This is a genomic window from Prochlorococcus marinus subsp. pastoris str. CCMP1986 (assembly GCF_000011465.1).
GTDB lineage: Bacteria > Cyanobacteriota > Cyanobacteriia > PCC-6307 > Cyanobiaceae > Prochlorococcus_A > Prochlorococcus_A pastoris.
This window is the reverse complement of record NC_005072.1, coordinates 1,527,036-1,551,202: the sequence shown is the minus strand read 5'-3', so window position 1 is coordinate 1,551,202 and position 24,167 is coordinate 1,527,036. Positions and strand designations below refer to the sequence as shown.

General features: G+C 33.7%; 24 protein-coding genes, 1 tRNA gene, 1 other RNA gene and 1 riboswitch. Of the genes, 18 read left to right on the top strand and 8 right to left on the bottom strand.

Annotated features, from left to right (window positions below):
* The 5 genes from mreC to TX50_RS08650 all read left to right on the top strand — a co-directional run bounded on the left by mreC (position 1) and on the right by TX50_RS08650 (position 4,077).
* Positions 1-750 carry a rod shape-determining protein MreC gene (gene mreC / locus TX50_RS08670; protein WP_011133248.1) on the top strand — a complete coding sequence of 250 codons (750 nt, stop codon included), beginning with the start codon at positions 1-3 and terminating at the stop codon, positions 748-750.
* Positions 751-1,290 (top strand): hypothetical protein, encoded by a 540-nt coding sequence (locus tag TX50_RS08665; RefSeq protein WP_011133247.1) that lies wholly within the window; start codon positions 751-753, stop codon positions 1,288-1,290.
* A gap of 172 nt (positions 1,291-1,462) precedes the next feature.
* On the top strand, positions 1,463-2,209 hold the full coding sequence (rpaB, locus tag TX50_RS08660; protein WP_011133246.1) for a response regulator transcription factor RpaB: 747 nt from the start codon (positions 1,463-1,465) through the stop codon (positions 2,207-2,209).
* A 50-nt stretch (positions 2,210-2,259) separates the two neighbouring features.
* Entirely contained in the window at positions 2,260-3,798 is a 1,539-nt protein-coding gene (lysS, locus tag TX50_RS08655; RefSeq protein ID WP_011133245.1) for a lysine--tRNA ligase, read from the top strand.
* Positions 3,799-3,825: 27 nt separating this feature from the next.
* Positions 3,826-4,077: a hypothetical protein gene (locus TX50_RS08650; RefSeq protein WP_011133244.1), complete on the top strand. Its 252-nt coding sequence runs from the start codon at positions 3,826-3,828 to the stop codon at positions 4,075-4,077.
* 25 nt (positions 4,078-4,102) lie between these two features.
* Here TX50_RS08650 and smpB read toward each other — a convergent pair whose 3' ends face one another.
* A complete protein-coding gene (gene smpB, locus TX50_RS08645; RefSeq protein ID WP_036930740.1) occupies positions 4,103-4,597 on the bottom strand; it encodes an SsrA-binding protein SmpB in 495 nt (164 codons plus the stop codon).
* A gap of 52 nt (positions 4,598-4,649) precedes the next feature.
* Between smpB and ruvB the strand changes: the two genes are divergently transcribed.
* From ruvB to thiC, 5 genes are all read left to right on the top strand, one after another.
* Positions 4,650-5,708, top strand: a complete 1,059-nt coding sequence (ruvB, locus tag TX50_RS08640; RefSeq protein ID WP_011133242.1) for a Holliday junction branch migration DNA helicase RuvB — start codon at positions 4,650-4,652, stop codon at positions 5,706-5,708.
* Positions 5,695-6,483, top strand: coding sequence for a tetratricopeptide repeat protein (locus TX50_RS08635; RefSeq protein ID WP_011133241.1), 789 nt, complete (start codon positions 5,695-5,697; stop codon positions 6,481-6,483). The genes ruvB and TX50_RS08635 overlap by 14 nt, the downstream gene beginning before the upstream one ends.
* 3 nt (positions 6,484-6,486) lie before the next feature.
* The gene (locus TX50_RS08630) at positions 6,487-7,647 is read left to right on the top strand and encodes an amidohydrolase (protein WP_011133240.1); all 1,161 of its coding nucleotides are present in this window, start codon (positions 6,487-6,489) and stop codon (positions 7,645-7,647) included.
* 18 nt (positions 7,648-7,665) lie between these two features.
* Positions 7,666-7,881 carry a DUF3188 domain-containing protein gene (locus TX50_RS08625; protein WP_011133239.1) on the top strand — a complete coding sequence of 72 codons (216 nt, stop codon included), beginning with the start codon at positions 7,666-7,668 and terminating at the stop codon, positions 7,879-7,881.
* A gap of 60 nt (positions 7,882-7,941) precedes the next feature.
* Positions 7,942-8,040, top strand: a riboswitch (TPP riboswitch).
* Between the two features lie 34 nt (positions 8,041-8,074).
* On the top strand, positions 8,075-9,445 hold the full coding sequence (thiC, locus tag TX50_RS08620; RefSeq protein ID WP_011133238.1) for a phosphomethylpyrimidine synthase ThiC: 1,371 nt from the start codon (positions 8,075-8,077) through the stop codon (positions 9,443-9,445).
* A gap of 7 nt (positions 9,446-9,452) precedes the next feature.
* On the opposite strand, the gene tkt is transcribed toward thiC, so the two are convergent.
* From tkt to acpP, 3 genes are read right to left on the bottom strand one after another with little or no spacing between them, the layout of a single operon-like run.
* The gene (gene tkt / locus TX50_RS08615) at positions 9,453-11,459 is read right to left on the bottom strand and encodes a transketolase (protein WP_011133237.1); all 2,007 of its coding nucleotides are present in this window, start codon (positions 11,457-11,459) and stop codon (positions 9,453-9,455) included.
* 42 nt (positions 11,460-11,501) lie between these two features.
* A complete protein-coding gene (fabF, locus tag TX50_RS08610) occupies positions 11,502-12,746 on the bottom strand; it encodes a beta-ketoacyl-ACP synthase II (protein ID WP_011133236.1) in 1,245 nt (414 codons plus the stop codon).
* A gap of 6 nt (positions 12,747-12,752) precedes the next feature.
* Positions 12,753-12,995 (bottom strand): acyl carrier protein, encoded by a 243-nt coding sequence (acpP, locus tag TX50_RS08605; protein WP_011133235.1) that lies wholly within the window; start codon positions 12,993-12,995, stop codon positions 12,753-12,755.
* Between the two features lie 134 nt (positions 12,996-13,129).
* Between acpP and psaC the strand changes: the two genes are divergently transcribed.
* Positions 13,130-13,375 (top strand): photosystem I iron-sulfur center protein PsaC, encoded by a 246-nt coding sequence (gene psaC, locus TX50_RS08600; RefSeq protein WP_007099573.1) that lies wholly within the window; start codon positions 13,130-13,132, stop codon positions 13,373-13,375.
* A gap of 81 nt (positions 13,376-13,456) precedes the next feature.
* Positions 13,457-15,352: a glutamine--fructose-6-phosphate transaminase (isomerizing) gene (gene glmS, locus TX50_RS08595; protein ID WP_011133234.1), complete on the top strand. Its 1,896-nt coding sequence runs from the start codon at positions 13,457-13,459 to the stop codon at positions 15,350-15,352.
* 20 nt (positions 15,353-15,372) lie between these two features.
* Here the strand turns inward: glmS and rimM are convergent, their stop codons facing one another.
* A complete protein-coding gene (gene rimM / locus TX50_RS08590) occupies positions 15,373-15,912 on the bottom strand; it encodes a ribosome maturation factor RimM (protein ID WP_011133233.1) in 540 nt (179 codons plus the stop codon).
* A gap of 22 nt (positions 15,913-15,934) precedes the next feature.
* Here rimM and TX50_RS08585 point away from each other — a divergent pair, with 22 nt between their 5' ends.
* Complete coding sequence (locus TX50_RS08585; protein WP_011133232.1) at positions 15,935-16,120, top strand: NAD(P)H dehydrogenase subunit NdhS; 186 nt, start codon at positions 15,935-15,937, stop codon at positions 16,118-16,120.
* Between the two features lie 4 nt (positions 16,121-16,124).
* On the opposite strand, the gene TX50_RS08580 is transcribed toward TX50_RS08585, so the two are convergent.
* Positions 16,125-16,874, bottom strand: coding sequence for a ribonuclease III family protein (locus TX50_RS08580; RefSeq protein ID WP_011133231.1), 750 nt, complete (start codon positions 16,872-16,874; stop codon positions 16,125-16,127).
* A gap of 21 nt (positions 16,875-16,895) precedes the next feature.
* Positions 16,896-17,273, bottom strand: an RNA gene (gene rnpB / locus TX50_RS09220) — RNase P RNA component class A.
* 38 nt (positions 17,274-17,311) lie between these two features.
* Here rnpB and TX50_RS08575 point away from each other — a divergent pair.
* Both TX50_RS08575 and TX50_RS08570 read left to right on the top strand, forming a co-directional pair.
* Positions 17,312-17,385 (top strand) — tRNA-Arg (locus TX50_RS08575).
* Positions 17,386-17,464: 79 nt separating this feature from the next.
* Complete coding sequence (locus TX50_RS08570; protein ID WP_011133230.1) at positions 17,465-17,797, top strand: hypothetical protein; 333 nt, start codon at positions 17,465-17,467, stop codon at positions 17,795-17,797.
* A gap of 478 nt (positions 17,798-18,275) precedes the next feature.
* Here the strand turns inward: TX50_RS08570 and TX50_RS08565 are convergent, their stop codons facing one another.
* Entirely contained in the window at positions 18,276-20,822 is a 2,547-nt protein-coding gene (locus tag TX50_RS08565; protein ID WP_011133229.1) for a glycogen/starch/alpha-glucan phosphorylase, read from the bottom strand.
* 153 nt (positions 20,823-20,975) lie between these two features.
* On the opposite strand from TX50_RS08565, the gene TX50_RS08560 reads away from it, so the two are divergent.
* Genes TX50_RS08560 through TX50_RS08550 form a run of 3 tightly spaced genes read left to right on the top strand, consistent with a single transcriptional unit; the run spans position 20,976 to position 24,156 of the window.
* Complete coding sequence (locus TX50_RS08560; protein WP_011133228.1) at positions 20,976-22,343, top strand: cation:proton antiporter; 1,368 nt, start codon at positions 20,976-20,978, stop codon at positions 22,341-22,343.
* Positions 22,344-22,385: 42 nt separating this feature from the next.
* Positions 22,386-23,291, top strand: a complete 906-nt coding sequence (locus TX50_RS08555) for an alpha/beta fold hydrolase (protein WP_011133227.1) — start codon at positions 22,386-22,388, stop codon at positions 23,289-23,291.
* 10 nt (positions 23,292-23,301) lie between these two features.
* Positions 23,302-24,156, top strand: coding sequence for a galactose mutarotase (locus tag TX50_RS08550; protein WP_011133226.1), 855 nt, complete (start codon positions 23,302-23,304; stop codon positions 24,154-24,156).
* Positions 24,157-24,167: the final 11 nt, after the last annotated feature.

Genomic DNA, 24,167 nt, shown 5'->3' with positions numbered 1-24,167 from the left:
ATGTTAGATATTCGACGAATATCAACTAATCGTTGGTGGAATAAAAAGAAAAATTGGGGTTTATTTATATTTTTATCGTTCTTGTTTTTTGTGAGAATATCAAAAGGATCTTTATATAAAGATTTTTATTATTTAATTTCAAAACCTTTTTGGCCAGGACAATATCAAAGGGAAGTTTTAACTAAAAGTGTTGAACAAGAGTTTTTGATCAGATTAAAACAGTTGGAGAAAGATAATAAAAGATTACGCGAAATTTTATCTCTACAAAGATTGTCTGATTCTGAAAGTATTTCAGCGAGTGTTATTTCAAGAAAAACCGGCAGTTTTTGGAGGCAAATTATCTTAAATAAAGGTGCAAAAGACGGAGTAGAAATTGGGAGTTTTGTTGTTGGTCCAGGAGGCTTATTAGGAAGAGTAGAGAATACTTCTTTATTTACTTCGACAGTAAGATTATTAACTTCTCCTGAAAGTAAAGTGGGAGTATGGGTTGAAAGGATTCAGATGCATGGATTATTAGTCGGTTCTGGAAATGATTATCCAAAAGTGATTTTTTTTAATAAGGATATCGATATAAAAGTGGGAGATTTTGTCTTATCTTCCCCAGCAAGCACTTTGTTACCTCCCAATATTCCCATAGGTATTATTCAATCTGTTGATGAAGAATTCAAAGCAAAAAAAACAGCGAATATTTTGCTTTTAGGAAAACCTCAAGCAATTGATTGGGTACAAATCTTAAAAGTTGAAATTTAAATGGGAAAATACTTTAAAAAAAAAATATCTTTATTTTCCTTTTTATTTATACCAATAGTTTATTTTTGGGATCCTAATTGGTTGGAATTCTTAGGAGTTCAGCCTTATTGGCCTTTATTTTGGTTATTGCCATGGTCTATGATCTATGGATCATTTAATGGTTTAATAATTGGTTTATTTTTAGGACTTATTTTAGATTCATTGAGTCTTGATAGTAATTTCACACAAATTCCCGGATTGGTTTTATGTGGAATATGGTTTGGAAAGTTAAGTATTTCAAATAATATTTTTGTAGGGCATTTCAGATTTGGTTTAATTTGTTCTATTGCATGTTTTTTTTGTGGTTCGCTATATTTTTTTCAAGCCTTGTTCAAGTATTGGTATAACCATAATATTTTTTTGTATTTACCAATATTAAAAAATATTTTTGCTCAAGTTTTTATAACCGGTTTATTAGCTCCATTAATATGTTCCTTACTCTTTAGGCTCTTCCAAAAATCAAAAGGAAGGGACAAATTAATAAGCTTTATAGATGAATAATAGATTCTAAAAGGTAATAATGGATTTTTTCAAAAATAAAATAATTTTGTAAATTTAAGGAATTTATCATTTAAGGTACATAATGTTATATTTTTAATTGTTAGATTATATTAATAAGATGTTCATTGCAAAATAAATTTGCCTTGAAATATCAGCAAAAAAAATTTTCCCGATGTCAAAAGCAAGTATTTTAGTTGTTGATGATGAACCAGCTGTTTTGAAAGTATTAGTTACTAGACTTCAATTAGCAGGATATCAAGTTCACCAAGCCACCAATGGAGAAGAGGCTCTTGAGGCTTTTCACAGAGAATCTCCAGATTTAATAGTTCTTGATGTAATGCTTCCAAAAATGGATGGATTTGCAGTTTGTAGAAGAATCAGAGCTGAATCAGTTGTACCTATAATATTTTTAACTGCTCTAGAGGCTATCTCTGAAAGAGTAGCCGGTCTAGATTTAGGAGCTGATGATTACTTGTCAAAACCGTTTAGTCCTAAGGAATTAGAAGCCAGAATAGCCACAATCTTAAGGCGTATGGGTCCTAGTATTACAGTTACTGAAACTAAAGAGGTTCCTTCTGGAAAAGGAGTTATGAAATTTGGAAATCTAGTAGTTGATACTAATAGAAGGCAAGTTTCTAGGGCTGGAGAAAGAATTAGTTTAACTTATACTGAATTTAGTCTTCTTGAATTATTATTTGATGAGCCAGGTAAGGTAGTTCCAAGAGCTGAAATACTAGAGCAGCTTTGGGGATATCCTCCAAGACGAGCAGCTGACTTGAGAGTTGTAGATGTTTATGTGGCTAGGCTAAGGGGTAAGTTAGAGCCAGATCCAAGAAATCCTGAGTTGATACTTACTGTTAGAGGAATAGGTTATGCTTCGCAAAGAGTTGGAGAAAAAGCAACATCTTTGGCAAGTTGATACTTATTCTGATAGTTTGATTAAATAAAACATAAATATTGAATTAAATTTTGTCTGAAATTAGAGAGGCTCGCTTATTAAAAGCTAATTCACTAGTCAAGAAAGGATTTGAACCCTACGCAGAAACTTTTAAAATAACTCATTCTACTAAATTTCTCACTGAGAAATTCGGCTATTTAGAAAATGGTCAAGATTTTAACTTAGATGTTGCTATCGCGGGAAGAGTTTTAGCAAAAAGAGTGATGGGAAAAATTGCTTTTTATACTATTGCTGATCAAGAAGGGAAAATTCAGCTTTATTTAGAAAAAAAAATTCTTGATGATTTTGAAATTCATGCAAAACTACTTTCTTTTGAAGATCTTAAAGAAATCGTAGATATTGGAGATTGGATTGGTGTTTATGGAACTATTAAGAAAACTAATAAAGGGGAACTTTCAATAAAAGTATCCAAGTGGGAAATGTTGTCCAAATCATTACAGCCATTGCCTGATAAATGGCATGGTTTAACAGATATAGAAAAAAGGTATAGGCAAAGATATTTGGATTTAATAGTTAATCCGTTGTCAAAAAATGTATTTAAAACAAGAGCAAAGTGTATCAGTCTAATAAGAAGGTGGTTGGATGAAAAAAATTTTTTAGAGATAGAAACACCGATCCTTCAATCTGAGGCTGGAGGGGCTGAAGCTAGGCCATTTATTACTCATCATAATACCTTAGACATACCATTGTATTTAAGAATAGCTACGGAATTACATCTTAAAAGAATGGTGGTAGGAGGGTTTGAAAAAGTATATGAGTTAGGACGAATTTTTCGTAATGAAGGGATAAGTACAAAGCATAATCCGGAATTCACCTCAGTGGAAATATATCAGGCTTTCTCTAATTACATTGATATGATGAATTTAACTGAAGATCTGATCAGAGATATTGTATTAAGTTGTTGTGATTCCTTAATTATAAATTATCAAGAAAAGGTAATTGATTTTTCAAAGCCTTGGAAAAGAATATCAATGAAAGATGTTGTTATGGAATATACAGGGATTGATTTTGATTCTTTTAATGGTGATTTGAATAAAGCTATGAAGGATTTAGAGGAAAGTAATATTGAAATTTCTCCAAAAATAAATACCTTAGGCAGACTTTTAAATGAAGTTTTTGAGGAAAAGGTTGAATCTCAACTCGTCGAACCAACTTTTGTAATCGATTATCCAATTGAAATCTCTCCTCTTGCAAGACCTCATCCTGAAAATAAAGAGATGGTTCAGAGATTTGAGTTGTTTATTGCAGGCCGCGAACTTGCTAACGCATTTAGCGAATTAATAGATCCAGTTGATCAAAGGAAGAGAATGCAATTACAGCAATCTTTGCGAGATGCCGGTGATCTTGAAGCACATTGTATTGATGAAGATTTTTTACAAGCTTTAGAAATAGGTATGCCGCCCACAGGAGGTTTAGGAATTGGAATTGACAGACTTATCATGTTACTTACAAATAGTCCTTCAATTAGAGATGTCATAACCTTCCCATTGTTAAAACCAGAAATAACTTCTACTAAATCTGAAAAATCAACCTCGAATGAAGTAAAATAAAAACTGATCCAATACGAAAATTTTTAAATGAGTGGTGAACGTGTTGGTTTCCGCTTCAAGCACGCAGATGCAGTAGTGAAAAGAAATCCTCAAGGCCGATCAAGAAGAGGCTGGGTTATGGAACCAGTTGAACAAACTACAAGTAGAGGTACTAAGATGCCTGCTTATAGAATTCGCTGGAGAGATAGCGAAAGGCCTGAAACTGTCTTGCAGCATATGTTAATTGCTGATCCAGATCCTTCTCCTCCACCCGATTCAGTTAGTTTAGACTCTGATTAAATTATCTAAAGAAATATATCCTTTATTATCTCTTAAGAGCAGTTTTTATTTCTCTTTTAATATCCCTTTGTTTATCGGCTTGTCTTTTATCATGCAATTTTTTACCCTTACCAATTCCAATGGTTAATTTAATCCATGACCCTTTTAAATAAATAGATAAGGGAATAATAGTTAATCCCTTTTTTTCAGTATTGTATTTAAGCTTTACTATTTCTTTCTTATGCAACAATAATTTTCTATTTCGTAATGGGTCGTGATTAAAAAAAGGGCCCACATTTTTATGTGGTGATATGTGAACATTTAATAAAAGTATTTCACCATCTCTGAAAGAACAATACCCGTCTCTTAAATTTACACTGCCGTTTCTTATAGATTTTACTTCAGTTCCTAAAAGTTCAATTCCAGCTTCGATTGTTTCAAGTATTTCATACTGAAATTTTGCATATCGATTTTCTGAAAGTCGTTTAAAAACCGCTTCTTTTTTTATGATTTTATTTGCTTTGTTTGAAACTTTTGCCATTGCAGTTGTAAAAAATCTTTCCCCAAAGAACAATTGCCATTAATCTTTAATTATGGCAATAATTTCTTCAAGTTTAGATGAATCTAATATTCCTCGCTCAAGAAAAGAGCTGAGGTTAGTTGATTCAAAGATAATTGCTGAAGAAAAAATAAACAAAAATTTAAATTTAGCTCGGCCGAATTCCTTTAAAGAATTTATTGGACAAGAGCAAATTAAATCTTCGTTAAAAATAGCTATAGAGGCTTCTAAATATAGGAAAGAGGCATTAGAACATACACTCTTATATGGCCAACCAGGTTTAGGAAAAACTACATTAGCTTTATTGATTTCTTATGAGATGAATACAAAATGTAAAGTAGCAAGTGCACCTTCACTTGAAAGGCCAAGGGATATTGTGGGATTACTTCTTGGATTAAAAGAAGGAGAGATTTTATTTATTGATGAAATACATCGTTTAAATAAATTAACTGAAGAGCTTTTATATTCTGCAATGGAGGATTTTAGGTTGGATCTAACAATGGGAGCTAATAGAGGGACTCGCTGCAGAACAATTAATTTACCGAAATTTACTCTGATTGGGGCTACAACAAAACTTGCATCAATTAGTGCTCCTCTTAGAGATAGATTTGGACTATGTCACAAAATTGAACTTTATTCAAATGATGAATTGCACCAAATAATTTTTAATTTTGCTACTTTGATTAATCTTCAATTAGAAAATGATGCTTGTAGCGCGTTAGCAAAGATTTCTAGAGGTACTCCAAGAATTGCCTTGAGATTATTAAAAAGAGTAAGAGACTATGCTCAGGTTATAAAAAATACAAATAAAATTTCTTTGGAGATAATCGAAAAAGCTTTAAATTCTCAAAAAATAGATAATAAAGGTTTGGATAACATAGATAGGAAATTTTTGTCTTTTTTAAACCTTAATAATAATCATCCGATTGGCTTAGATTCAATTGCTGCAGGTTTGGGAGAGGAATCATCAATGTTAGAGTTTGTAGTTGAGCCATATTTAATTCAAATTGGATTTATTATGAGAACCCCCCGAGGAAGAAAACTTACATCTTTAGGAAAAAAATACATTAGTTCCAGAAATGAAAAGTATTAGAAAGATTAAGCTTTATCTTTTATTGATTTGCTTTTTAATCAATATCGTATATGTCACTCCTAGTTATTCACTAAGCCCACAGGAAGATTTATTTAAAAATGCTTTAAATTTAAGCTCCAGTGGAGAATTTAATCTCGCGTTAAAGCAATGGAATAAGTATTTGGAATTATTTCCTAATGATGCAGCAGCTTTAAGTAATAGAGGAAATATAAAACTTGTTAATGGTGATCCTAAAGGTGCAATAGAGGATCAAGATAAAGCCATTGAGTTAGATCCAGGTGAGGTTGATCCTTATATAAATAGAGGGATAGCAGAAGAATCTTTAGGGCTCTGGTTACAGGCAAAAAACGATTATTTATATGTAATCTCAAAAGATAAAGATAATTTTTCTGCTTTATATAATTTTGCTAATGTTGAAGGGTCTTTGTCAAATTGGCAGAGTGCAAGGAATTTGTTTTTTAAAGCTTCAGAATCAAATCCTGGTTTTGCTATGGCAAGATCAAGTATGGCTTTGGCTGACTACCAATTAGGAAATATGGAAGAGAGTGAAAAAGAATTAAAAAATTTGATCAGACGTTATCCAACTTTTGCTGATGCGAGAGCAGCATTAACAGCCTTGGACTGGTCAAAAGGCATGTCTGGTGAAGCTGAAAGTAACTGGATTGTAGTTACGGAATTAGATTCAAGATATGCTGATGAGAAATGGTTAATAAACGTTCGCAGATGGCCTCAAAAACCAACGAAAGATTTGATGAAATTTATAGCTCTGAAATAATAAATGGAAAGAGATAAATTGTTAAAAAAAATTGATTCAATCAAGGATGAACTTATTAATATGAGGAGGCACATTCATGCTCATCCAGAATTAAGTGGCTTAGAAAATCAAACGGCAATTTTAATAAGTGGTTATCTTAAAAACATTGGTGGGAGAGTTACAGAATCAGTTGGGAAAACTGGGGTTGTAGCTGATTTCGGACCAAAAGATAAAGGTTTTATTGGTTTGAGAGTTGATATGGATGCCCTTCCAATATACGAGAATACTAATTTAAGTTTTTCTTCAAAAATTGATGGCATCATGCATGCTTGTGGACATGATTTACATACATGTATTGGTTTGGGTGTGGCGAAAATTATTAAGGATTTAAACCTTAAATTTGGGACAAGAATAATTTTTCAACCTGCTGAAGAAATTGCTAGCGGTGCTAGGTGGATGATTGATGATGGCGTGACTATTGGGTTAAAACAAATTTTAGGAGTGCATGTTTTCCCTGACTTATTGGTAGGGACTATTGGGATTAAAGAAGGAATTCTAACAGCAGCGGCAGGCGAACTTAAAGTTGAAATATTAGGAAAATCAGCACATGGTGCGAGACCTCACGAAGGTGTAGATGCTATATGGGCAGCATCCAAAGTGATTTCTGGTATTCAAGAAGCAATAACTAGAAAATTAGATCCTCTAGATCCTGTCGTCGTTACCTTTGGGAAAATAAATGGGGGAAATGCATATAATATTTTGTCTGAAAAGGTTAATTTAACTGGAACAATAAGATGTACAAATTTGAAATTATTTAGGGATATGGGTGATTGGCTTAACTTTAATATTTCCTCTATAGCAAGGAGTTGTGGGGCTGAAGCTAAAGTAAAATTCAGGGAGATTGTCCCACCTGTAAATAATGATTATGTAATAAATAAGGTTTTAAGAGACTCCTCAATTAGCATTTTAGGTCATGAAAATGTTATTGAATTACAAAAACCATCCTTAGGTGCTGAAGATTTTGCTGAATTTCTAAATGAAGTTCCTGGAGCAATGTTTAGGCTTGGTGTCTCAGGTGAGAAAGGTTGCGCTCCACTACATAGCTCAAAATTTGATCCAGATGAAAGAGCTATTAGTGTAGGGGTTAAAGTAATAACTGAATCTATAGTAAAATTAAATAATTAATGGGATAAAGATATATAAATGAAATTTAAAAAAGTTAATATCTTTTCACTTGCGGCACCTTTAATGATTCTTTTATCAATAATAGGATTCTTATCAAGGCAAGAAAGTAAGAGGATTTTTTATATACCAATTGGTTTGATGGGAATTTTTATAATTTCTGAAAAAGAATTTAGTAGAGGAATTAAGAGGAAAAAAATCTTAAACAAAATAAAATCTTATAAACAACCTAAATAAAAATATTTTCTATATTTTTTGAGAATATAAGATGACTTTTTATTAAAAAGAGCTATTTTTAAATATAACTAGGGGTGCTAAGTCAATTACTTAGCTGAGATCATACCCTTCGAACCTGAAACAGTTAAAACTGACGCAGGAAAGTTTCAATTTGATCGAACTCTAGTAATAAACAATTTAAATCTTAAAAGTCATGCGAAATTCCTGGATACAGCCACGTATTGGGCAGAAGAATATTACTCAAATGAATTTCGCTAAAAATGGTCATATTACTGAAGAGATGAATTATGTTGCTAAAAAAGAAAACCTTCCACCTTCATTAATTATGGAAGAAGTTGCAAGGGGCAGATTAATAATTCCAGCTAATGTAAATCATGTAAATCTTGAACCAATGGCAATTGGGATTGCTTCTAAATGCAAAGTCAATGCAAATATTGGTGCTTCTCCCAATGCAAGTGATATTAATGAAGAAGTTGAGAAACTTAAATTAGCAGTAAAATATGGTGCTGATACAGTTATGGATTTATCCACAGGAGGAGTAAATCTTGATGAGGTTAGACAAGCAATAATCAAAGAATCTTCTGTTCCTATTGGAACTGTTCCGGTTTATCAAGCTTTAGAAAGTGCGCATGGATCGATAGAAAGATTAACAGAGGATGATTTCTTACACATTATCGAAAAGCATTGTCAGCAGGGTGTTGATTATCAAACCATTCATGCTGGTTTATTAATAGAACATTTACCTAAAGTCAAAGGAAGAATTACTGGCATCGTAAGCAGAGGTGGAGGAATTTTAGCTCAATGGATGTTGCATCATTTCAAGCAAAACCCCCTATATACAAGGTTTGATGATATTTGTGAAATTTTCAAAAAATATGATTGTACTTTTTCTTTAGGAGATTCACTTAGACCAGGATGTTTACATGATGCATCAGATGACGCGCAATTAGCTGAATTGAAAACATTGGGTGAACTTACAAGAAGAGCTTGGACTCATAATGTTCAGGTTATGGTTGAAGGACCAGGACATGTACCTATGGACCAGATTGAGTTCAATGTTAGAAAACAGATGGAAGAATGTTCAGAAGCTCCTTTTTATGTTCTAGGCCCATTAGTTACAGATATTTCTCCAGGTTATGATCATATTTCAAGTGCGATAGGTGCAGCCATGGCAGGATGGTATGGAACTGCGATGTTATGTTATGTCACTCCTAAAGAGCATTTGGGTCTTCCAAATGCGGAAGATGTTAGAGAAGGTTTGATAGCTTATAAAATTGCTGCACATGCAGCTGACATAGCCAGGCATAGAGCAGGTGCTCGTGATAGAGATGATGAGCTAAGTCATGCAAGATATAATTTTGACTGGAACAAACAGTTCGAACTGTCTTTAGATCCTGAAAGGGCTAAACAGTACCATGATGAAACCTTGCCAGAAGAAATATTTAAAAAAGCTGAGTTTTGCTCAATGTGTGGACCTAATCATTGCCCAATGAATTCCAAAATTTCTGATGAAACTCTTGATGAATTGAATAATAAACTGACAAAATGCGATACTTCAGTTTAGTTTAATTTTATAAAATATCTTTAGTCTTTTTTACAACATTTTCAACTGTAAATCCAAAACTAGTCATACATTTTCCACCAGGAGCTGATGCACCAAACCTGTCCATAGTAATACAAATTCCATCAAGTCCAGTGTATTTGTGCCATCCGAATGAATGGGCGGCTTCAACTACAACTCTTTTTTTGATACTACTTGGCAAGACACTTTCTTTATAAGAAGCATCTTGCTCTTCAAATAGTTCTACGCAAGGCATGGAAATAACTCTAGTCTTTTTACCTAATTTTGAGATTTCTTTACTTGCTTCAATGCAGAGGTTTAGTTCACTACCAGTACCGATAAATATTACATCAGGAGTCCCCTCACAATCGGAAACTATATATCCACCTAATGCAACTTTTTCAATAGAGGTATTCTCTTGATTTGGCATGGCTTGCCTACTTAGGCAAAGAGCAGAAGGTCTTTTTCTGTTTTTAATAGCAAGCTTATAAGCACCACTTGTTTCATTACCATCTCCAGGTCTAAATACAAGCATATTTGGCATAGCTCTTAGTGAGGGGATCGTTTCAACAGGTTGATGTGTTGGACCATCTTCGCCTACTCCAATTGAATCATGAGTAAGTACATAAATAACTCCCAGCTCACTGAGAGCAGATAGTCTCATTGAACCTCTCATATAGTCTGCAAAAACAAGAAAAGTCCCTCCATAAGGTATTAATCCACTATCGTGATAAGCAATTCCATTTAATATTGCTGCCATAGCATGCTCTCTTACACCAAAATGTAAGTATCTCTTTTCTGGAGAATGTGCCTGAAATGAGCCTGTTTCTCCTTTTATATCTGTGTAATTAGAGTGAGTTAAATCCGCAGATCCTCCAATTAATTCAGGAAGATTAGGCCCAAGAGCTCCTAGGCATATTTGAGAATGTTTTCTTGTTGCGAGACCCTTATCATCTGTAGTATATGAAGGCAGATCTGAATCCCAGTTCTCTGGTAATTCACCTTGGATCATTCTTTTGAATTCTGCTCCTTCAGAGGGATATGTGTTTTGATATTCTTGAAATTTTAAATTCCATTTTTTTTCAGACTCTTCACCTTTAGTAATAGCTTGTCTAAATTGAGAATATACATCCTCAGGTATTTCAAAGGGAGGATATTCCCAATTTAAAAACTCTCTTGTTAAGGAAGCTTCTTCTTCTCCTACCGCAGCTCCATGAATCCCTGCAGTATCTGACTTGTTTGGTGACCCATAACCTATGATTGTAGAAATTTTGATTAGTGAAGGTTTATCTTTTACAGATTTCGCACTCTCAATAGCTTTGGTAATCCCTTTTACATCATGATTACCATCTTCAACATGTTGCACATGCCATCCATAAGCTTCGTATCTTTTTAAAACATCTTCTGTAAATGAAACATCTGTACGTCCATCAATTGTGATTTGATTATCGTCATATAGAGCTATTAATTTTCCAAGCTTAAGATGTCCAGCAAGTGAACATGCCTCAGAGGCAATCCCTTCTTGATTACAACCGTCTCCCATTATTACATAGGTATAATGATCAACAATTTCGCAATCTTTTTTATTGAATTTAGCTGCTAAGTGTGCTTCTGCAATTGCTAAACCAACTGCGTTGGAAATTCCTGCCCCTAATGGCCCCGCTGTTACCTCAACACCCTCAGTTTCAAATGTTTCTGGGTGTCCAGGTGTCTTAGATCCCCATTGTCTAAATTCTTTAATATCTTCAATGGAAACTGATTTATATCCAGTCAGATGCAGAAGAGAATATAACAACATACACCCATGTCCCGCTGATAATACAAAGCGATCTCTATTAAACCACTTTGGATTATTGGGATTGTGATTGAGGATATTGTGCCATAATGCGTAACCCATAGGAGCGCAACCCATAGGTAAGCCAGGATGCCCGCTATTAGATTTATTTACTGCATCTACAGCCAGCATTCTTATACTATTTACACATAGTGATTCTAATGAAACAGATGCAGCGACCATTGTTTTAAGTAAGGTAATTTTGGAATACAGAGTTGGTTTTCATCAATCAAGTTTGCTAAATGCTAGACAAACGTTGTGACCACCAAAGCCGAATGAATTAGAAAGAGCAACTCTTATTTGAGCATCTCTAGCATTATTTGGTACATAATCAAGATCGCAGTCTGGATCAGGATTGACGTAGTTTATTGTAGGAGGGACAAAATTATGTGTCAAAGAAAGAATACAAGCTACAGCTTCTATACCTCCTGAACCCCCTAAGAGATGACCAGTCATCGACTTAGTAGAGCTTACAGGAATGAGGTAAGATCTGTCTTTAAATATGGATTTAATTGCAGAAGTTTCATTTTTGTCATTTGCTGTAGTGCTAGTTCCATGAGCATTTATGTAATCAACCTGATCAAGGTTAATTGAACTATCATCAATGGCTAGCTTGATTGCTTCTGCCCCTCCAGTTCCCCCTGGAGAAGGCGAAGTAATGTGATGAGCATCACAAGTTGACCCATAACCAATAATTTCAGCATAAATTTTTGCGCCTCTTTTTTTTGCACTTTCAAAAGTTTCTAGAACAAGAATCCCAGATCCTTCTCCAATCACAAATCCATCCCTCTCAGCATCAAAAGGTCTACTTGCAGTTTGAGGACTGTCATTTCTAAAAGAGAGTGCTTTAGCGCTTGCAAAACCTGCTACTCCAAGAGGAGTTATACTTGCCTCTGCCCCTCCGCAAATCATCGCATCTGCTTTCCCCAGCTGTAACAATCTAAAAGAGTCTCCAATAGCATTTGATCCAGCAGCACAGGCGGTAGATACAGCAGAGCTTGGACCTTTTGCTCCTAACGCAATAGCAGCAAGCCCTGTCGCCATGTTGGGTATCATCATTGGAACTGTAAAGGGGCTTACTCTTTTTGGGCCTTTATGACTCAATATTTGAGCTTGACTTTCCATTGTAAGTAAGCCTCCAACACCAGAGCCAATTATTACTCCAATTCTTGATTCATTGTCTTCAGTTATTTCAAGTCCAGAATCATTGAAAGCTTGCTTTGCAGCTATTACTCCAAATTGTGAAAATCGATCCCATCTTTTAGATTCTTTAGGTTCAATAAAATTTTCGGATTGAAGATTTTTAACTTCTGCTGCAAACTTGCAGGGATGTTGTTCAGGATTAAAGAGAGTAATATCTGAAACTCCATTTGACCCCTTTTGTAGGCCGAGTAAATATTCATCAATGTTGTTACCAATTGGGGTTACTGCCCCTATACCGGTAATAACTACTCGATGGAAATTTGGCATTCTAAATTAACCTTTTTTTTCTTCGATGAATTTAACAGCATCTCCTACTGTTGCGATACCTTCAGCTGCTTCATCAGGTATCTCGATATCAAATGCTTCTTCAAGAGCCATAACTAGCTCTACGGTGTCTAGGGAGTCTGCACCTAAATCATTTTGAAAGTTTGAATCAGATTTTACTTCGGCTGATTCAACACTTAGTTGCTCAGAAACAATAGAGCATACTTTTTGAAGGATTTCTTCTTGTGACATAGTTTATGGAATTTACTAATTATCTACTTGATTTTATGCCCTAGAGTTAACAAGAGTGAAGCATATCTTAATTTTTTTAATTTCTTTGTAAGACAATAGTATTATATTGTGAGGTTCTCAAAGACAATTTTTACATGTCACACGCAGTTAAGATTTATGACACATGCATTGGATGTACCCAATGTGTAAGGGCATGCCCACTAGATGTTCTGGAAATGGTTCCATGGGATGGTTGTAAAGCCGGCCAAATAGCTTCATCTCCTAGGACAGAGGACTGCGTTGGATGTAAAAGGTGTGAAACAGCATGCCCAACAGATTTTTTAAGTATCAGGGTTTATTTAGGTGATGAAACGTCAAGAAGTATGGGCTTAGCTTATTAATTTTTATAGTGCAGTTGGAAGAGAGTCCATGTCTTATTAAATACTTAATTTTATTCAATATAATTGAAGAAAATTATTTATATGTGCGGAATTGTTGCTGTTACCGGTTATAAAAAAGCATTACCATTACTTATTAATGGATTAGAAAAACTTGAATACAGAGGGTATGATTCAGCAGGTATTGCCATAATTAACTCTGAAACAAAGAATGTATCTTGTAATAAAGCGGAAGGAAAACTTAAAAATTTAAAAAATAACTTAAAAAATATCGAAATACCTGGCACTGTGGGAATAGGTCATACACGTTGGGCTACTCACGGAAAACCAGAGGTTAAAAATGCACATCCCCATATTGATAGTTCAGGAGAGGTCGCAGTTGTCCAAAATGGGATTATTGAAAATTATCAGGAATTAAAAATTAAATTACAAAAAGAAGGAATTGTGTTTAATTCTGATACTGATACAGAAGTCATACCACACTTAATACAAAAAGAATTATTGGCTTTAAGGCAATTAAAGCTTGAAAGTAACGGTTCAACTTTATTAGTAGCATTAAGAAACGTAATCTCCGATTTAGAAGGATCATATGCATTAGCAGTATTATGGTCAGGTGCACCTGAAGCATTAGTTGTTGCTAGGAAGCAGGCACCTTTAATAATTGGATTAGGGGAAGGAGAATTTATTTGTGCAAGTGATACGCCAGCAATAGCGGATTTTACAAAAATTATTTTACCTTTGGAGGATGAGGAAATAGCTCTTTTGACTCCTTTAGGAATAGAAATTTATGATTCTAATAACGAGAGACAATATCGAAATCCAATTTCTCTACAAACTGCAGACCAAGTAAGTGATAAAAAAAATTTTAAACACTATATGTTAAAGGAAATCTATGACCAGCCTGATATAGCTAAATATTGGCTAGAAAAATATTTAATTAAAGATTTAAAGACTGATCAATTTCAAATTAATTACTCCTTTGATACAGATTTTTTAAACTCTATTGAAAGAATAGATATTGTTGCTTGTGGTACGAGTAAGCATTCTGCAATGGTGGGTAAATTTTTATTAGAACAATTCTCAGGCATACCAACAAATGTTTTTTTTGCGAGTGAGTTTAGATACTCCCCACCACCATTACTCTGTAATACCTTAACAATAGGAGTGACTCAGTCAGGTGAAACTGCCGATACTATTGCGGCTATAAGTATGGAAATTAAGAGGAGATCTTCAATAGGAGATAGAAGCTTTAAACCAAATTTAATTGCTATTACGAACAGAGTGGAAAGCTCAATTGGTAGACAAATACCAAATATTATTGATATTAGTGCTGGAATTGAAATTGGTGTTGCTGCTACAAAAACTTTCTTTGCGCAACTTCTTTCTTTTTATGGATTAGCTATAAAATTCGCTCAAATTAAAGGAAGTCAAAGTAATGAAAATATTAATCAATTAGTTTTAGAATTAACTAAATTACCTGGATTAGTTGAAGAACTTTTGGAAAAACATAATGAATCTTCTGAAAAACTTGCACATGATTTTTTTAATATTAAAGATGTTATTTTTTTAGGAAGAGGAATAAATTATCCCATTGCTCTTGAGGGAGCTCTGAAGTTGAAGGAAATTAGTTATATTAATGCTGCAGGTTATCCTGCTGGGGAAATGAAGCATGGGCCAATAGCTTTACTTGATAAAAAAGTACCTGTAATTTCAATAGCTACTCCAGGGCAAGTCTTTGATAAGGTAATTAGTAATGCTCAAGAAGCAAAAGCGAGAGATGCTTATTTAATTGGTGTTGCCCCTCAATGTAATGGGACTGAAATATTTGATTATTTAATGACCATACCTTCAACAAATGAATGGATTTCACCTCTTCTTGCGATTGTTCCTCTTCAATTATTGAGTTATCACATTGCTTCTCATAGAGGACTTGATGTTGATCAACCAAGGAATCTAGCTAAAAGCGTAACAGTAGAGTAAACATTTAAAAAAAGGGAAGTTTATAACTCTAACAGACCTGAAGGAGGAGTAAGTAATATAAAATTTTTTTTAATATCTACTATTGGAACTATTTCTTTAACAAATGGTATAAGAACCTCTTTATTATTTTTCAAAAGTTGAATTACAAGTAAATTATTTTTCTCGTTAGATAAGTTAATAACTTTTCCAATTATGTGTAATTGGTTATTTTCTGAAATTTTGACATTTAAATTTATTAGTTCGGTTAAGTGATATTCTCCATGACTCAATTTTGGAATTGCATCAACTTTCACGAGGATTTTTTGTCCCTTTAAATTTTCTGCTTGAGTTCTATTATTTATCCCTTTAAATGTAATTATGAATGATTCTTTACCTGGTTTTTTAAAACCATGCGTAAGCTCGAATTCTATAGGAGTCTCGTTGCCTTTTTGTATCCATCTTTTACCAGGCTTCGTAAATCTTTCTTCAAAATCACTTAGAGACTTAATCTTGATTTTTCCATTAATGCCTTGAGGAGATGTTATTAAGCCAACAATTAACCACTCATTATGATTTATCATAGTTTATATGTAATTTATTTCTATGGAATTTTCGAATAAACCAATACTCCCCGGTTCTATAGTAGTTGTTAAAGATGTTAATTCTATTTATAGAGGTTATAAAGGATTTGTACAAAGAGTAACTAATAAAACGGCAGCTGTTCTTTTTGAGGGAGGTAATTGGGATAAGTTAGTAACATTTCAATTAAATAATTTGGAACTTGTTTGAATAATTAATTTTTCTTTTTCTGGAAAATCTTTTGTATCAGAATACTTGCAGCATTTTTTTCAGCTTTTTTATGAGAATGCCCAAAGCTGAAAGCTTTTTTAGATCCATTTATGTATATTTCACAAGAGAATCTTTTCGGGTCTCCGTGATTTTTTGATACTTCATATATTTTATAAATAGGTAAATCAAATCCTTGGCTTTGACACCATTCTTGTAAAGCTGACTTGGCATTATATTTATGTGGTGCTTGTAAATATAATTCGGCATCTTTTTTCCAGAAATTATCTAACCAAATATTGACTTCATTTATTGAATTAAAACACTTATATATTGCGCCTATTAATGCTTCACTAGTTTCAGCAATTATGGTATCTTTTGAATTCTCATCACCCATTGCTTTTGGTCCTTTTATTATTACTTTTTCTATAAATATTTTTTTACCTAATTCAGTTAACCATTCATCACTTACTATTTGAGATCTTAGTTCTGATCTAGAACCTACACTCATGCTTTTATATGTTCTCTCAATAAAATCTGATGCTGATAATCTGAGAACAGCATCCCCAAAGAATTCCAATTTTTCATAATTAACTATATTGTTTGCGGAGGAATGTGTTAATGCTTCATTGAAAGTATGAAGTATTAATTTATCTTTTTCGTTGATAATTTTGATAAATCTTTTTGAGTTTATTTCAAGCGAATTTAAAAACTTAATAATTTGTTCAAGTCTTTTGTCATCAATTAAGGTGTCCATATAAATTAAGTTTTTTCATTAAGTAGAAAGCAGGTCATAAGCCGGGTTCTGTTCATCTTAATAAGATGGGCAATCATCTATCTAGGACTGGAATTACTTCACAGCCTCAAGCGGCGCTTAAAAGTAGATTTTTTAATGGTCATAAATCTACTTAGCCTTGCACCCAGCCGGGGTTTACCTAGCCAACACTTCTCAATGTTGCTGGTGCGCTCTTACCGCACCCTTGCACCCTTGCCATACATAAAGTATTAGGCGGTATGTTTCTGTGGCACTATCCTCACGGTTACCCGCACTGGGAATTACCCAGCAAGCCTGACCATATGGGAGCCCGGACTTTCCTCAAAAAGATTTATTTTCAAAACAAAATAAAACATTTTTGCGATTGCCTCTCCTGCTTTCATTTAGCATAATGCTTATTTACCCAAAAAACATCTCTTGGGGCTGTAGCTCAGTAGGATAGAGCGACGGTTTCCTAAACCGTAGGTCGTGGGTTCGATTCCCTCCAGTCCCGTTTCAGTTGATAAACTATATGTAGTATGCGTGCATATTTACCACTCTCTAGCTAGCGTGTAATTAGTAATTAAGCTTTTATGGCTAAGCTGCACGATATGCGTTTAAAACTCTTAATTCAGCAAGAGCATGAGCGTATTTCTAAATCTCAACCTAATGATCTAGATCTGTCAATAGTTCAAGCAAGATGCCTTTGTTGGCTTTCTTTATTAGCAGAAGCTCATGAAGATCAAGCAAATGATGCTGAAAAGAGAGGAGATGCTGAACAAGCAATGGGATGGTTTGCAGATTCAATGAGATTAAGAGATGTTATTAATTTGGTGACTAGTATTGAAATTCCTTTACCTGATAGTCCAGACTCTCTCGATGAAAATGACGAATTATTTGATGGGCCTACAATTGTGCCTAAATAATGCATTGATATGAATTAGAGTTATTTATTCTTTTGAAAGAAGAACTATGTCAATCCCCTGATTATCAGAAATTTTATCAAAGTACATTATCTTTTATTCGAGAATTTCCTACATTTAAACAACAACAATAATTTAACTGGGCTTCTATCCATTCTTCTATTACTCTTTGCAGCAAAGGTATAGAAATATTATATAATCAATTATCTGATAAGGATTTTTATAATAAATCTTTTGAAAATAATAAACATATTTCTGATATAGAATTTATAGATGCAATAGAAGAACTTGAAAATGTAAATGCTTATTCATACTCTATTGAAGCTTTAATGGAGAAAATTTTTGATATTAAAGTTGCTAAAAATGTGTGACTAGAATTTAAATAAATTTCAAAAATTTGCTCCTGATCTACTAAATATTGATAAATTAATATTGAATTGATTATTTATTCAAATACCAAGTTTACCTTATAAGAATAACTTTAAGTAGTTATTTCTTCAATATCACATGTAATTTCTACTGGCATAGGTGAAACTTTCCAAATCGATTCGCAATATTCTCTTATAGATCTGTCTGAAGAAAAATATCCTGATCTTGCAGTATTTAGTAGAGCCATTTTATTCCACGCTTTTTTATTATTCCAGAAGTTACTTACTTCATCTTGCTTGTTTAAATAGTCTTCGAAATCAGCCATTACGAAAAATGGATCATTTCCAGTCAAACTATTTAATAAAGGTTTGAATAATTCTTTATCTCCATTACTAAAATGGCCAATTTCGATTAAACGAATTACTTCTTGTAACTCAGGACATTTTTCAATGAAAGTCTTGGGAGAATAACTATTATTTTTTAAATGCATTATTTCACTTTCAGTCTTTCCGAAAAGGAAGAAATTTTCTTTTTTAACAAGATCTCTTAACTCTACATTTGCTCCGTCAAGAGTTCCTATAGTTAAAGCTCCATTCATTGCAAATTTCATATTTCCTGTTCCTGATGCTTCTTTACCAGCAGTTGAAATTTGCTCAGAAAGGTCTGTTGCTGGATAAACTATTTCACCAAGTTTGACATTATAGTCAGGTAAGAAAACTACTCTTAAAAGTCCTTCCATATCAGGATCTGAATTAACTACATCAGCGATGCCATTAATAAACCTGATAATTAATTTAGCCATAAAGTAACCTGGAGCAGCCTTTCCTCCAAAAATAACTGTCCTCGGAGCTTTATAGTTACTTGTACCATTTTTGATTCTTAGATACTGAGCAATAATTTGCAGAGCGTTTAAATGTTGTCTTTTATATTGATGGATCCTTTTAACTTGGACGTCAAAAAGACTTGATGGATCAACAAGTATTCCTGTTTTTGTATGAATAAAACTTGCTAGCTTTCGTTTTCCACGCAATTTAGTTTCCTCAAATTCTTGAAGAAAATTTGCATCATCTTTCTTATTTTCTAATTTTTTAAGTAGTTCCATATTCGTAATCCAATCTGGACCAACTTCTTTTTCTAACAAATTAGATAAAGATGGATTTGCTAATGCAACCCATCTTCTAGGAGTTACTCCGTTAGTTACATTAGTAAATTTTTCAGGCCATAGTTCTGCAAACTCTGGGAGAAGTTGTCTTTTTATTAGGTCAGAGTGAAGTGCAGCAACACCATTAATATGATGAGCTCCGATAGTAGCTAAATGTGCCATTCTCACTGACTTGGAACCTTCTTCATCAATAATAGAAAGCTTTTGAAGAATCTTGTCATCACCTGGGTAACGAAGTCTTAATTGTTGTAAGAACCTCCAATTTATTTCATAAATAATTTCTAAATGACGGGGAAGTAAATCACTAAATAGACTTAAATCCCATTTCTCCAATGCTTCAGGAAGCAATGTATGGTTTGTATATGCTACTGATGAAGTAGTTATATTCCATGCTTTGTCCCAACCTATTTGATACTGATCAATTAACAGACGCATTAACTCGGCAACAGCAATTGCTGGATGAGTATCATTTAATTGAACAGTCCAATGATTTGCAAATTCTGTTACTGGGATAGATCTTTTTTCCAGACTTCTCAACATATCTTGGAGAGAACAACTGACAAAGAAGTGTTGTTGTTTGAGCCTTAATCTTCTCCCTTCATCAGTTCCATCATTTGGATAAAGGACTTTAGATAGAGTTTCAGAGGCAACTTTTTCTTCTACCGCACCATAATAATCACCAATATTGAAAGCATAAAAATCAAAACTCTCTGTTGCATCAGCTCTCCATAATCTTAATCTGTCACAGGTATTTACTCTGTAGCCTAATACTGGAACATCATGAGGAACACCAATTGCATGTTCTGAGGGAACCCATCTTGATCGATATTTACCTTTATCGTCTCTATAACTTTCAGTTCGTCCTCCAAAACCAACAAAACATGATTCATCAGGTTGAGGTAATTCCCATGGCCAACCACCTTTGAGCCATTTATCAGTAACCTCAACTTGCCAACCATCTCGTATTAACTGGTTAAATATTCCGAATTCATATCTAATACCATAACCAACTGCAGGAACTTGTAAGGAAGCTAAAGACTCCATATAACAAGCTGCAAGTCTTCCAAGACCACCATTACCAAGGCCTGGCTCTTCTTCAACTTCAAGAATCGTTGATAGTGATTCAATTCCAAACCTTTTTAAGGCATCTTCTGCTTCTTTTGTTATGCCAAGATTTAGTAAATTATTACTTAATTGTGGGCCGATTAAAAATTCTGCTGATAAGTAAGCGACTGTTTTTTGAGGTTTTTTTCTTATTACTTCTTGACTGGCTAAATATCTTGTCATTAATCTATCTTTTACCGCGTAACTCAGCGCCATATACAAGTCATGAGGACTAGCGGAAGTTGCTAATTTGCCAAGAGTAAAGAATAAGTGCTCTGTCATTCCTTTGAAGAGCGCATCAGAATCCATGCCAGCTTTCTCAGGATCTAAATAGCAGCCTGGAGTAGGCAAGCGTAGATCAAAGGGTTCGTTGGAGTTCATTAGATTTGACATATATATGACATTAGCCAGTTTTTTTATAAATTCTTTGTTGTAACTTCAGATCCACACTTGTTGAGTATTTTTGCTTTTTTTTACATACTTGGTAAAGTGGGCCCTCCATAAACTATCTTCCAATTAGATAGTTTAATTTTTCTCGCATTTAAAATGTATCCTTTAGTTGCTGAATTAAGTGCACATGATTTAGAAGTTGCTGAGACGCTCATCGGAGTAATTAGATTTCTATTGATATTTTTAGCTGCTAGAGCATTAGCGGAAGTATTAGTCAGACTAAGTTTACCTACAATTGTTGGAGAGCTATTAGCAGGAGTTGTTATAGGAGCATCTGGTTTCCATTTATTAATACCACCCTCTGCTCATACAGAATTAAATCAAGGATTGGTAAACGTAATAAGTTCGTTGGCATCAATACCTCCAGAAGTTGTTCCTGATGTCTATTTTGAGAGTTTTCCTTCTCTTCAAGCTGTAGCAACACTTGGATTATACGCTCTTCTTTTCTTAACAGGATTAGAAAGTGAATTAGAGGAATTAGTTGCTGTCGGTGCGCAAGCTTTTACAGTTGCTATGGCAGGGGTAATTTTGCCTTTTGCTTTTGGTACTTTTGGATTAATGTTTATTTTCCAAGTTGATCTTATTCCAGCAGTATTTGCAGGAGCATCAATGACGGCTACAAGTATTGGTATTACAGCAAGTGTTTTTGGTGAATTAGGATATTTAAAAACTAGGGAAGGTCAAATCGTTATTGGAGCAGCAGTTTTAGACGACATTTTAGGCATTGTTATTCTTGCGGTAGTTGTAGCTCTTGCTGCTGGAGGTTCCTTAGAAATAGCCCCAATAGTTAAATTAGTCGCAGCAGCTGTTGTATTTGTAATTGCTGCTATTGCATTAAGTCGTACAGCAGCGCCTGGCTTTGATTGGCTTCTTGATAGATTGAAAGCACCTGGAGCAGTAGTTGTAGCCTCCTTTGTGATACTTGTTTTATGTTGTTTTGTCGCTACAGCGATAGGTCTTGAAGCAGCTTTAGGTGCTTTTGCAGCGGGTTTAATTCTTAGTAGTTCTAAAAATAACCATGCTATCCAGCAATCAGTTTTGCCATTGGTTTCATTATTCGCGACTATCTTTTTCGTATTGGTAGGGGCTGGTATGGATTTATCAGTTATTAATCCACTTGATCCAGCAAGTAGGTCTGCTCTTGTGGTAGCAGGATTTTTATTAGTTGTGGCAATTATTGGAAAAATTGCTGCTGGATGGGTTTTCTCAAGCGATAAGCCTACAAATAGATTAGTTGTAGGTTTAGGAATGATGCCTAGAGGAGAAGTGGGATTAATTTTTCTTGGATTAGGAACAAGCGCTAAGCTTTTAACTCCATCCCTTGAGGCAGCAATTTTATTAATGGTCATTGGAACGACATTCCTCGCTCCTGTTCTCTTAAGAATTGTTTTGAAAGATAAGCCCCCTGGTGGTGATAATAAAATTTCAGATGATGTTGCGGCTGATCCAGTAGGTCTTCTTTAACGAATAATTTTATTAGAATTGATAGATATAATTTTTAATTAAATGGAAAAACCAGTGTTAATAAGTGATGAGGTAAATTATGCATGGAATTTTTTGAACTATCCAATACATACTATTACTGTAAAACCCAAAGAAGAAAATCCAAAATCATGTGCAATTTTGTTGATACATGGTTTTGGAGCTTCTACTGATCATTGGCGTTTTAATATCCCTGTTTTGAGTGATAAATATGAAGTTCATGCAATAGATCTTTTGGGGTTTGGAAAAAGTCCCAAGCCAACAGATGTCCAGTATTCAAGTCATCTTTGGAAAGATCAAGTTGCAACATATGTGAAAGAAGTAATTAAAAAACCAACATTTATTGTTGGGAATTCTTTAGGTGGCTATGCATCTCTAGCAGCAAGTGCAGAACTAAAAGAATTATCTGCTGGAGTAGTGTTACTTAACGCTGCTGGAATGTTTAGTGAAGAAAAAGTATCAAATAACAGCCTTTTACAAAAATCTTTAAAAACTTTTTTTGAAACATTTTTGCGAGGCAATATTTTTCTTCAAAGAACTATATTTGAAAGCATGAGACGAAGAGTCAATATAAAAAAAGCATTAAACAATGTTTATAAAAACCAAACTAATGTTGATGATTATCTTATTGATTCAATAAGAAAACCTTCACTGGATCCAGGTGCCTTTAACGTTTTTAAAAGTGTTTTCAATCCTGCAGGTGTCCAAGGAGAACCATTTGATAAATTATTCAAAAAGTTGAAATCTCCACTTTTACTCCTATGGGGAGGTAAAGATCCTTGGATGAACACAGGAAGCAAAAGACTTCTTTATAAAAAATATGCTCCTGAAAATACTAAAGAAGTAATTCTTGATGCTGGCCATTGCCCCCATGATGAAGTCCCCGAATTAGTTAATCAACATATACTTGACTGGATTGATTCTTTGTAGAGAAATTTTTGTGAAAGTTAATTCCGTTGATAATAAAAAAGGTATTTATGTTTTTCAATTAGACGAAAAAAATTATATTAAATTTTGTCCAAAGAGAGGAGGGCTTATAACCAACTGGGTTTCTGAAGGAAAAGAAATATTATATTTTGATCAAAAAAGATTTATTGATAAAACAAAAAGTATCAGAGGAGGAATCCCAATTCTGTTTCCGATTTGTGGAAATCTTGATATCCCAAATTCTTTATTTGGGAAAAATTATATGCCATTTATGCAACATGGTTTTGCAAGGAATTTACAATGGCAACACTGCCTAAATGAGCAAAAAAATTCTCTTTGTTTGATTTTACAAGATACTGAAAAAACAAAAACTTTTTATCCATTTAATTTTGAGCTCAAAATTGAGGTTTCTTTAAACATTAATTGCTTAAAATTTATTATTAACATTAAGAATAAAACTAATATTGAGATGCCAATAAATTTTGGATTGCATCCTTATTTTAATATTTCAGATTTTAAAAACTTAAATTTTATAGATAACCCGCTAAATTGTCAGGATCAAAAAAATAATTTGTTGAGAAATACTTTTGACGAGTTAAAAAATATTAATAATGGAATTGATTTACTTATGTATACCTCAGGAAGAAGTTCTTTCCGAGATAATTTTTTTAAAAGACAAGTTACTTTAATACATCCTACGCCTTTTGATTTGGGTGTGATTTGGAGTGATCCTCCAAGGAAAATGGTATGTCTTGAGCCATGGACTAGTCCACGCAATTCTTTAGTTAATGGATTAAGGAAAATTTCGATTCCTCCAAATTCCTCCCAAATACTAGATGCCTCAATACTAATAAATACTTTGAAGTAACTACTGATAAT

Excerpts from the sequence above, each read along its gene's own strand:
- mreC (WP_011133248.1), top strand. The coding sequence starts at position 1 with ATGTTAGATATTCGACGAATATCAACTAATCGTTGGTGGAATAAAAAG.
- TX50_RS08665 (WP_011133247.1), top strand. The coding sequence starts at position 751 with ATGGGAAAATACTTTAAAAAAAAAATATCTTTATTTTCCTTTTTATTT.
- rpaB (WP_011133246.1), top strand. The coding sequence starts at position 1,463 with ATGTCAAAAGCAAGTATTTTAGTTGTTGATGATGAACCAGCTGTTTTG.
- TX50_RS08650 (WP_011133244.1), top strand. The coding sequence starts at position 3,826 with ATGAGTGGTGAACGTGTTGGTTTCCGCTTCAAGCACGCAGATGCAGTA.
- smpB (WP_036930740.1), bottom strand. The coding sequence starts at position 4,597 with ATGGCAAAAGTTTCAAACAAAGCAAATAAAATCATAAAAAAAGAAGCG.
- ruvB (WP_011133242.1), top strand. The coding sequence starts at position 4,650 with ATGGCAATAATTTCTTCAAGTTTAGATGAATCTAATATTCCTCGCTCA.
- TX50_RS08635 (WP_011133241.1), top strand. The coding sequence starts at position 5,695 with ATGAAAAGTATTAGAAAGATTAAGCTTTATCTTTTATTGATTTGCTTT.
- TX50_RS08630 (WP_011133240.1), top strand. The coding sequence starts at position 6,487 with ATGGAAAGAGATAAATTGTTAAAAAAAATTGATTCAATCAAGGATGAA.
- TX50_RS08625 (WP_011133239.1), top strand. The coding sequence starts at position 7,666 with ATGAAATTTAAAAAAGTTAATATCTTTTCACTTGCGGCACCTTTAATG.
- thiC (WP_011133238.1), top strand. The coding sequence starts at position 8,075 with ATGCGAAATTCCTGGATACAGCCACGTATTGGGCAGAAGAATATTACT.
- tkt (WP_011133237.1), bottom strand. The coding sequence starts at position 11,459 with ATGGTCGCTGCATCTGTTTCATTAGAATCACTATGTGTAAATAGTATA.
- fabF (WP_011133236.1), bottom strand. The coding sequence starts at position 12,746 with ATGCCAAATTTCCATCGAGTAGTTATTACCGGTATAGGGGCAGTAACC.
- acpP (WP_011133235.1), bottom strand. The coding sequence starts at position 12,995 with ATGTCACAAGAAGAAATCCTTCAAAAAGTATGCTCTATTGTTTCTGAG.
- psaC (WP_007099573.1), top strand. The coding sequence starts at position 13,130 with ATGTCACACGCAGTTAAGATTTATGACACATGCATTGGATGTACCCAA.
- glmS (WP_011133234.1), top strand. The coding sequence starts at position 13,457 with ATGTGCGGAATTGTTGCTGTTACCGGTTATAAAAAAGCATTACCATTA.
- rimM (WP_011133233.1), bottom strand. The coding sequence starts at position 15,912 with ATGATAAATCATAATGAGTGGTTAATTGTTGGCTTAATAACATCTCCT.
- TX50_RS08585 (WP_011133232.1), top strand. The coding sequence starts at position 15,935 with ATGGAATTTTCGAATAAACCAATACTCCCCGGTTCTATAGTAGTTGTT.
- TX50_RS08580 (WP_011133231.1), bottom strand. The coding sequence starts at position 16,874 with ATGGACACCTTAATTGATGACAAAAGACTTGAACAAATTATTAAGTTT.
- TX50_RS08570 (WP_011133230.1), top strand. The coding sequence starts at position 17,465 with ATGGCTAAGCTGCACGATATGCGTTTAAAACTCTTAATTCAGCAAGAG.
- TX50_RS08565 (WP_011133229.1), bottom strand. The coding sequence starts at position 20,822 with ATGTCAAATCTAATGAACTCCAACGAACCCTTTGATCTACGCTTGCCT.
- TX50_RS08560 (WP_011133228.1), top strand. The coding sequence starts at position 20,976 with ATGTATCCTTTAGTTGCTGAATTAAGTGCACATGATTTAGAAGTTGCT.
- TX50_RS08555 (WP_011133227.1), top strand. The coding sequence starts at position 22,386 with ATGGAAAAACCAGTGTTAATAAGTGATGAGGTAAATTATGCATGGAAT.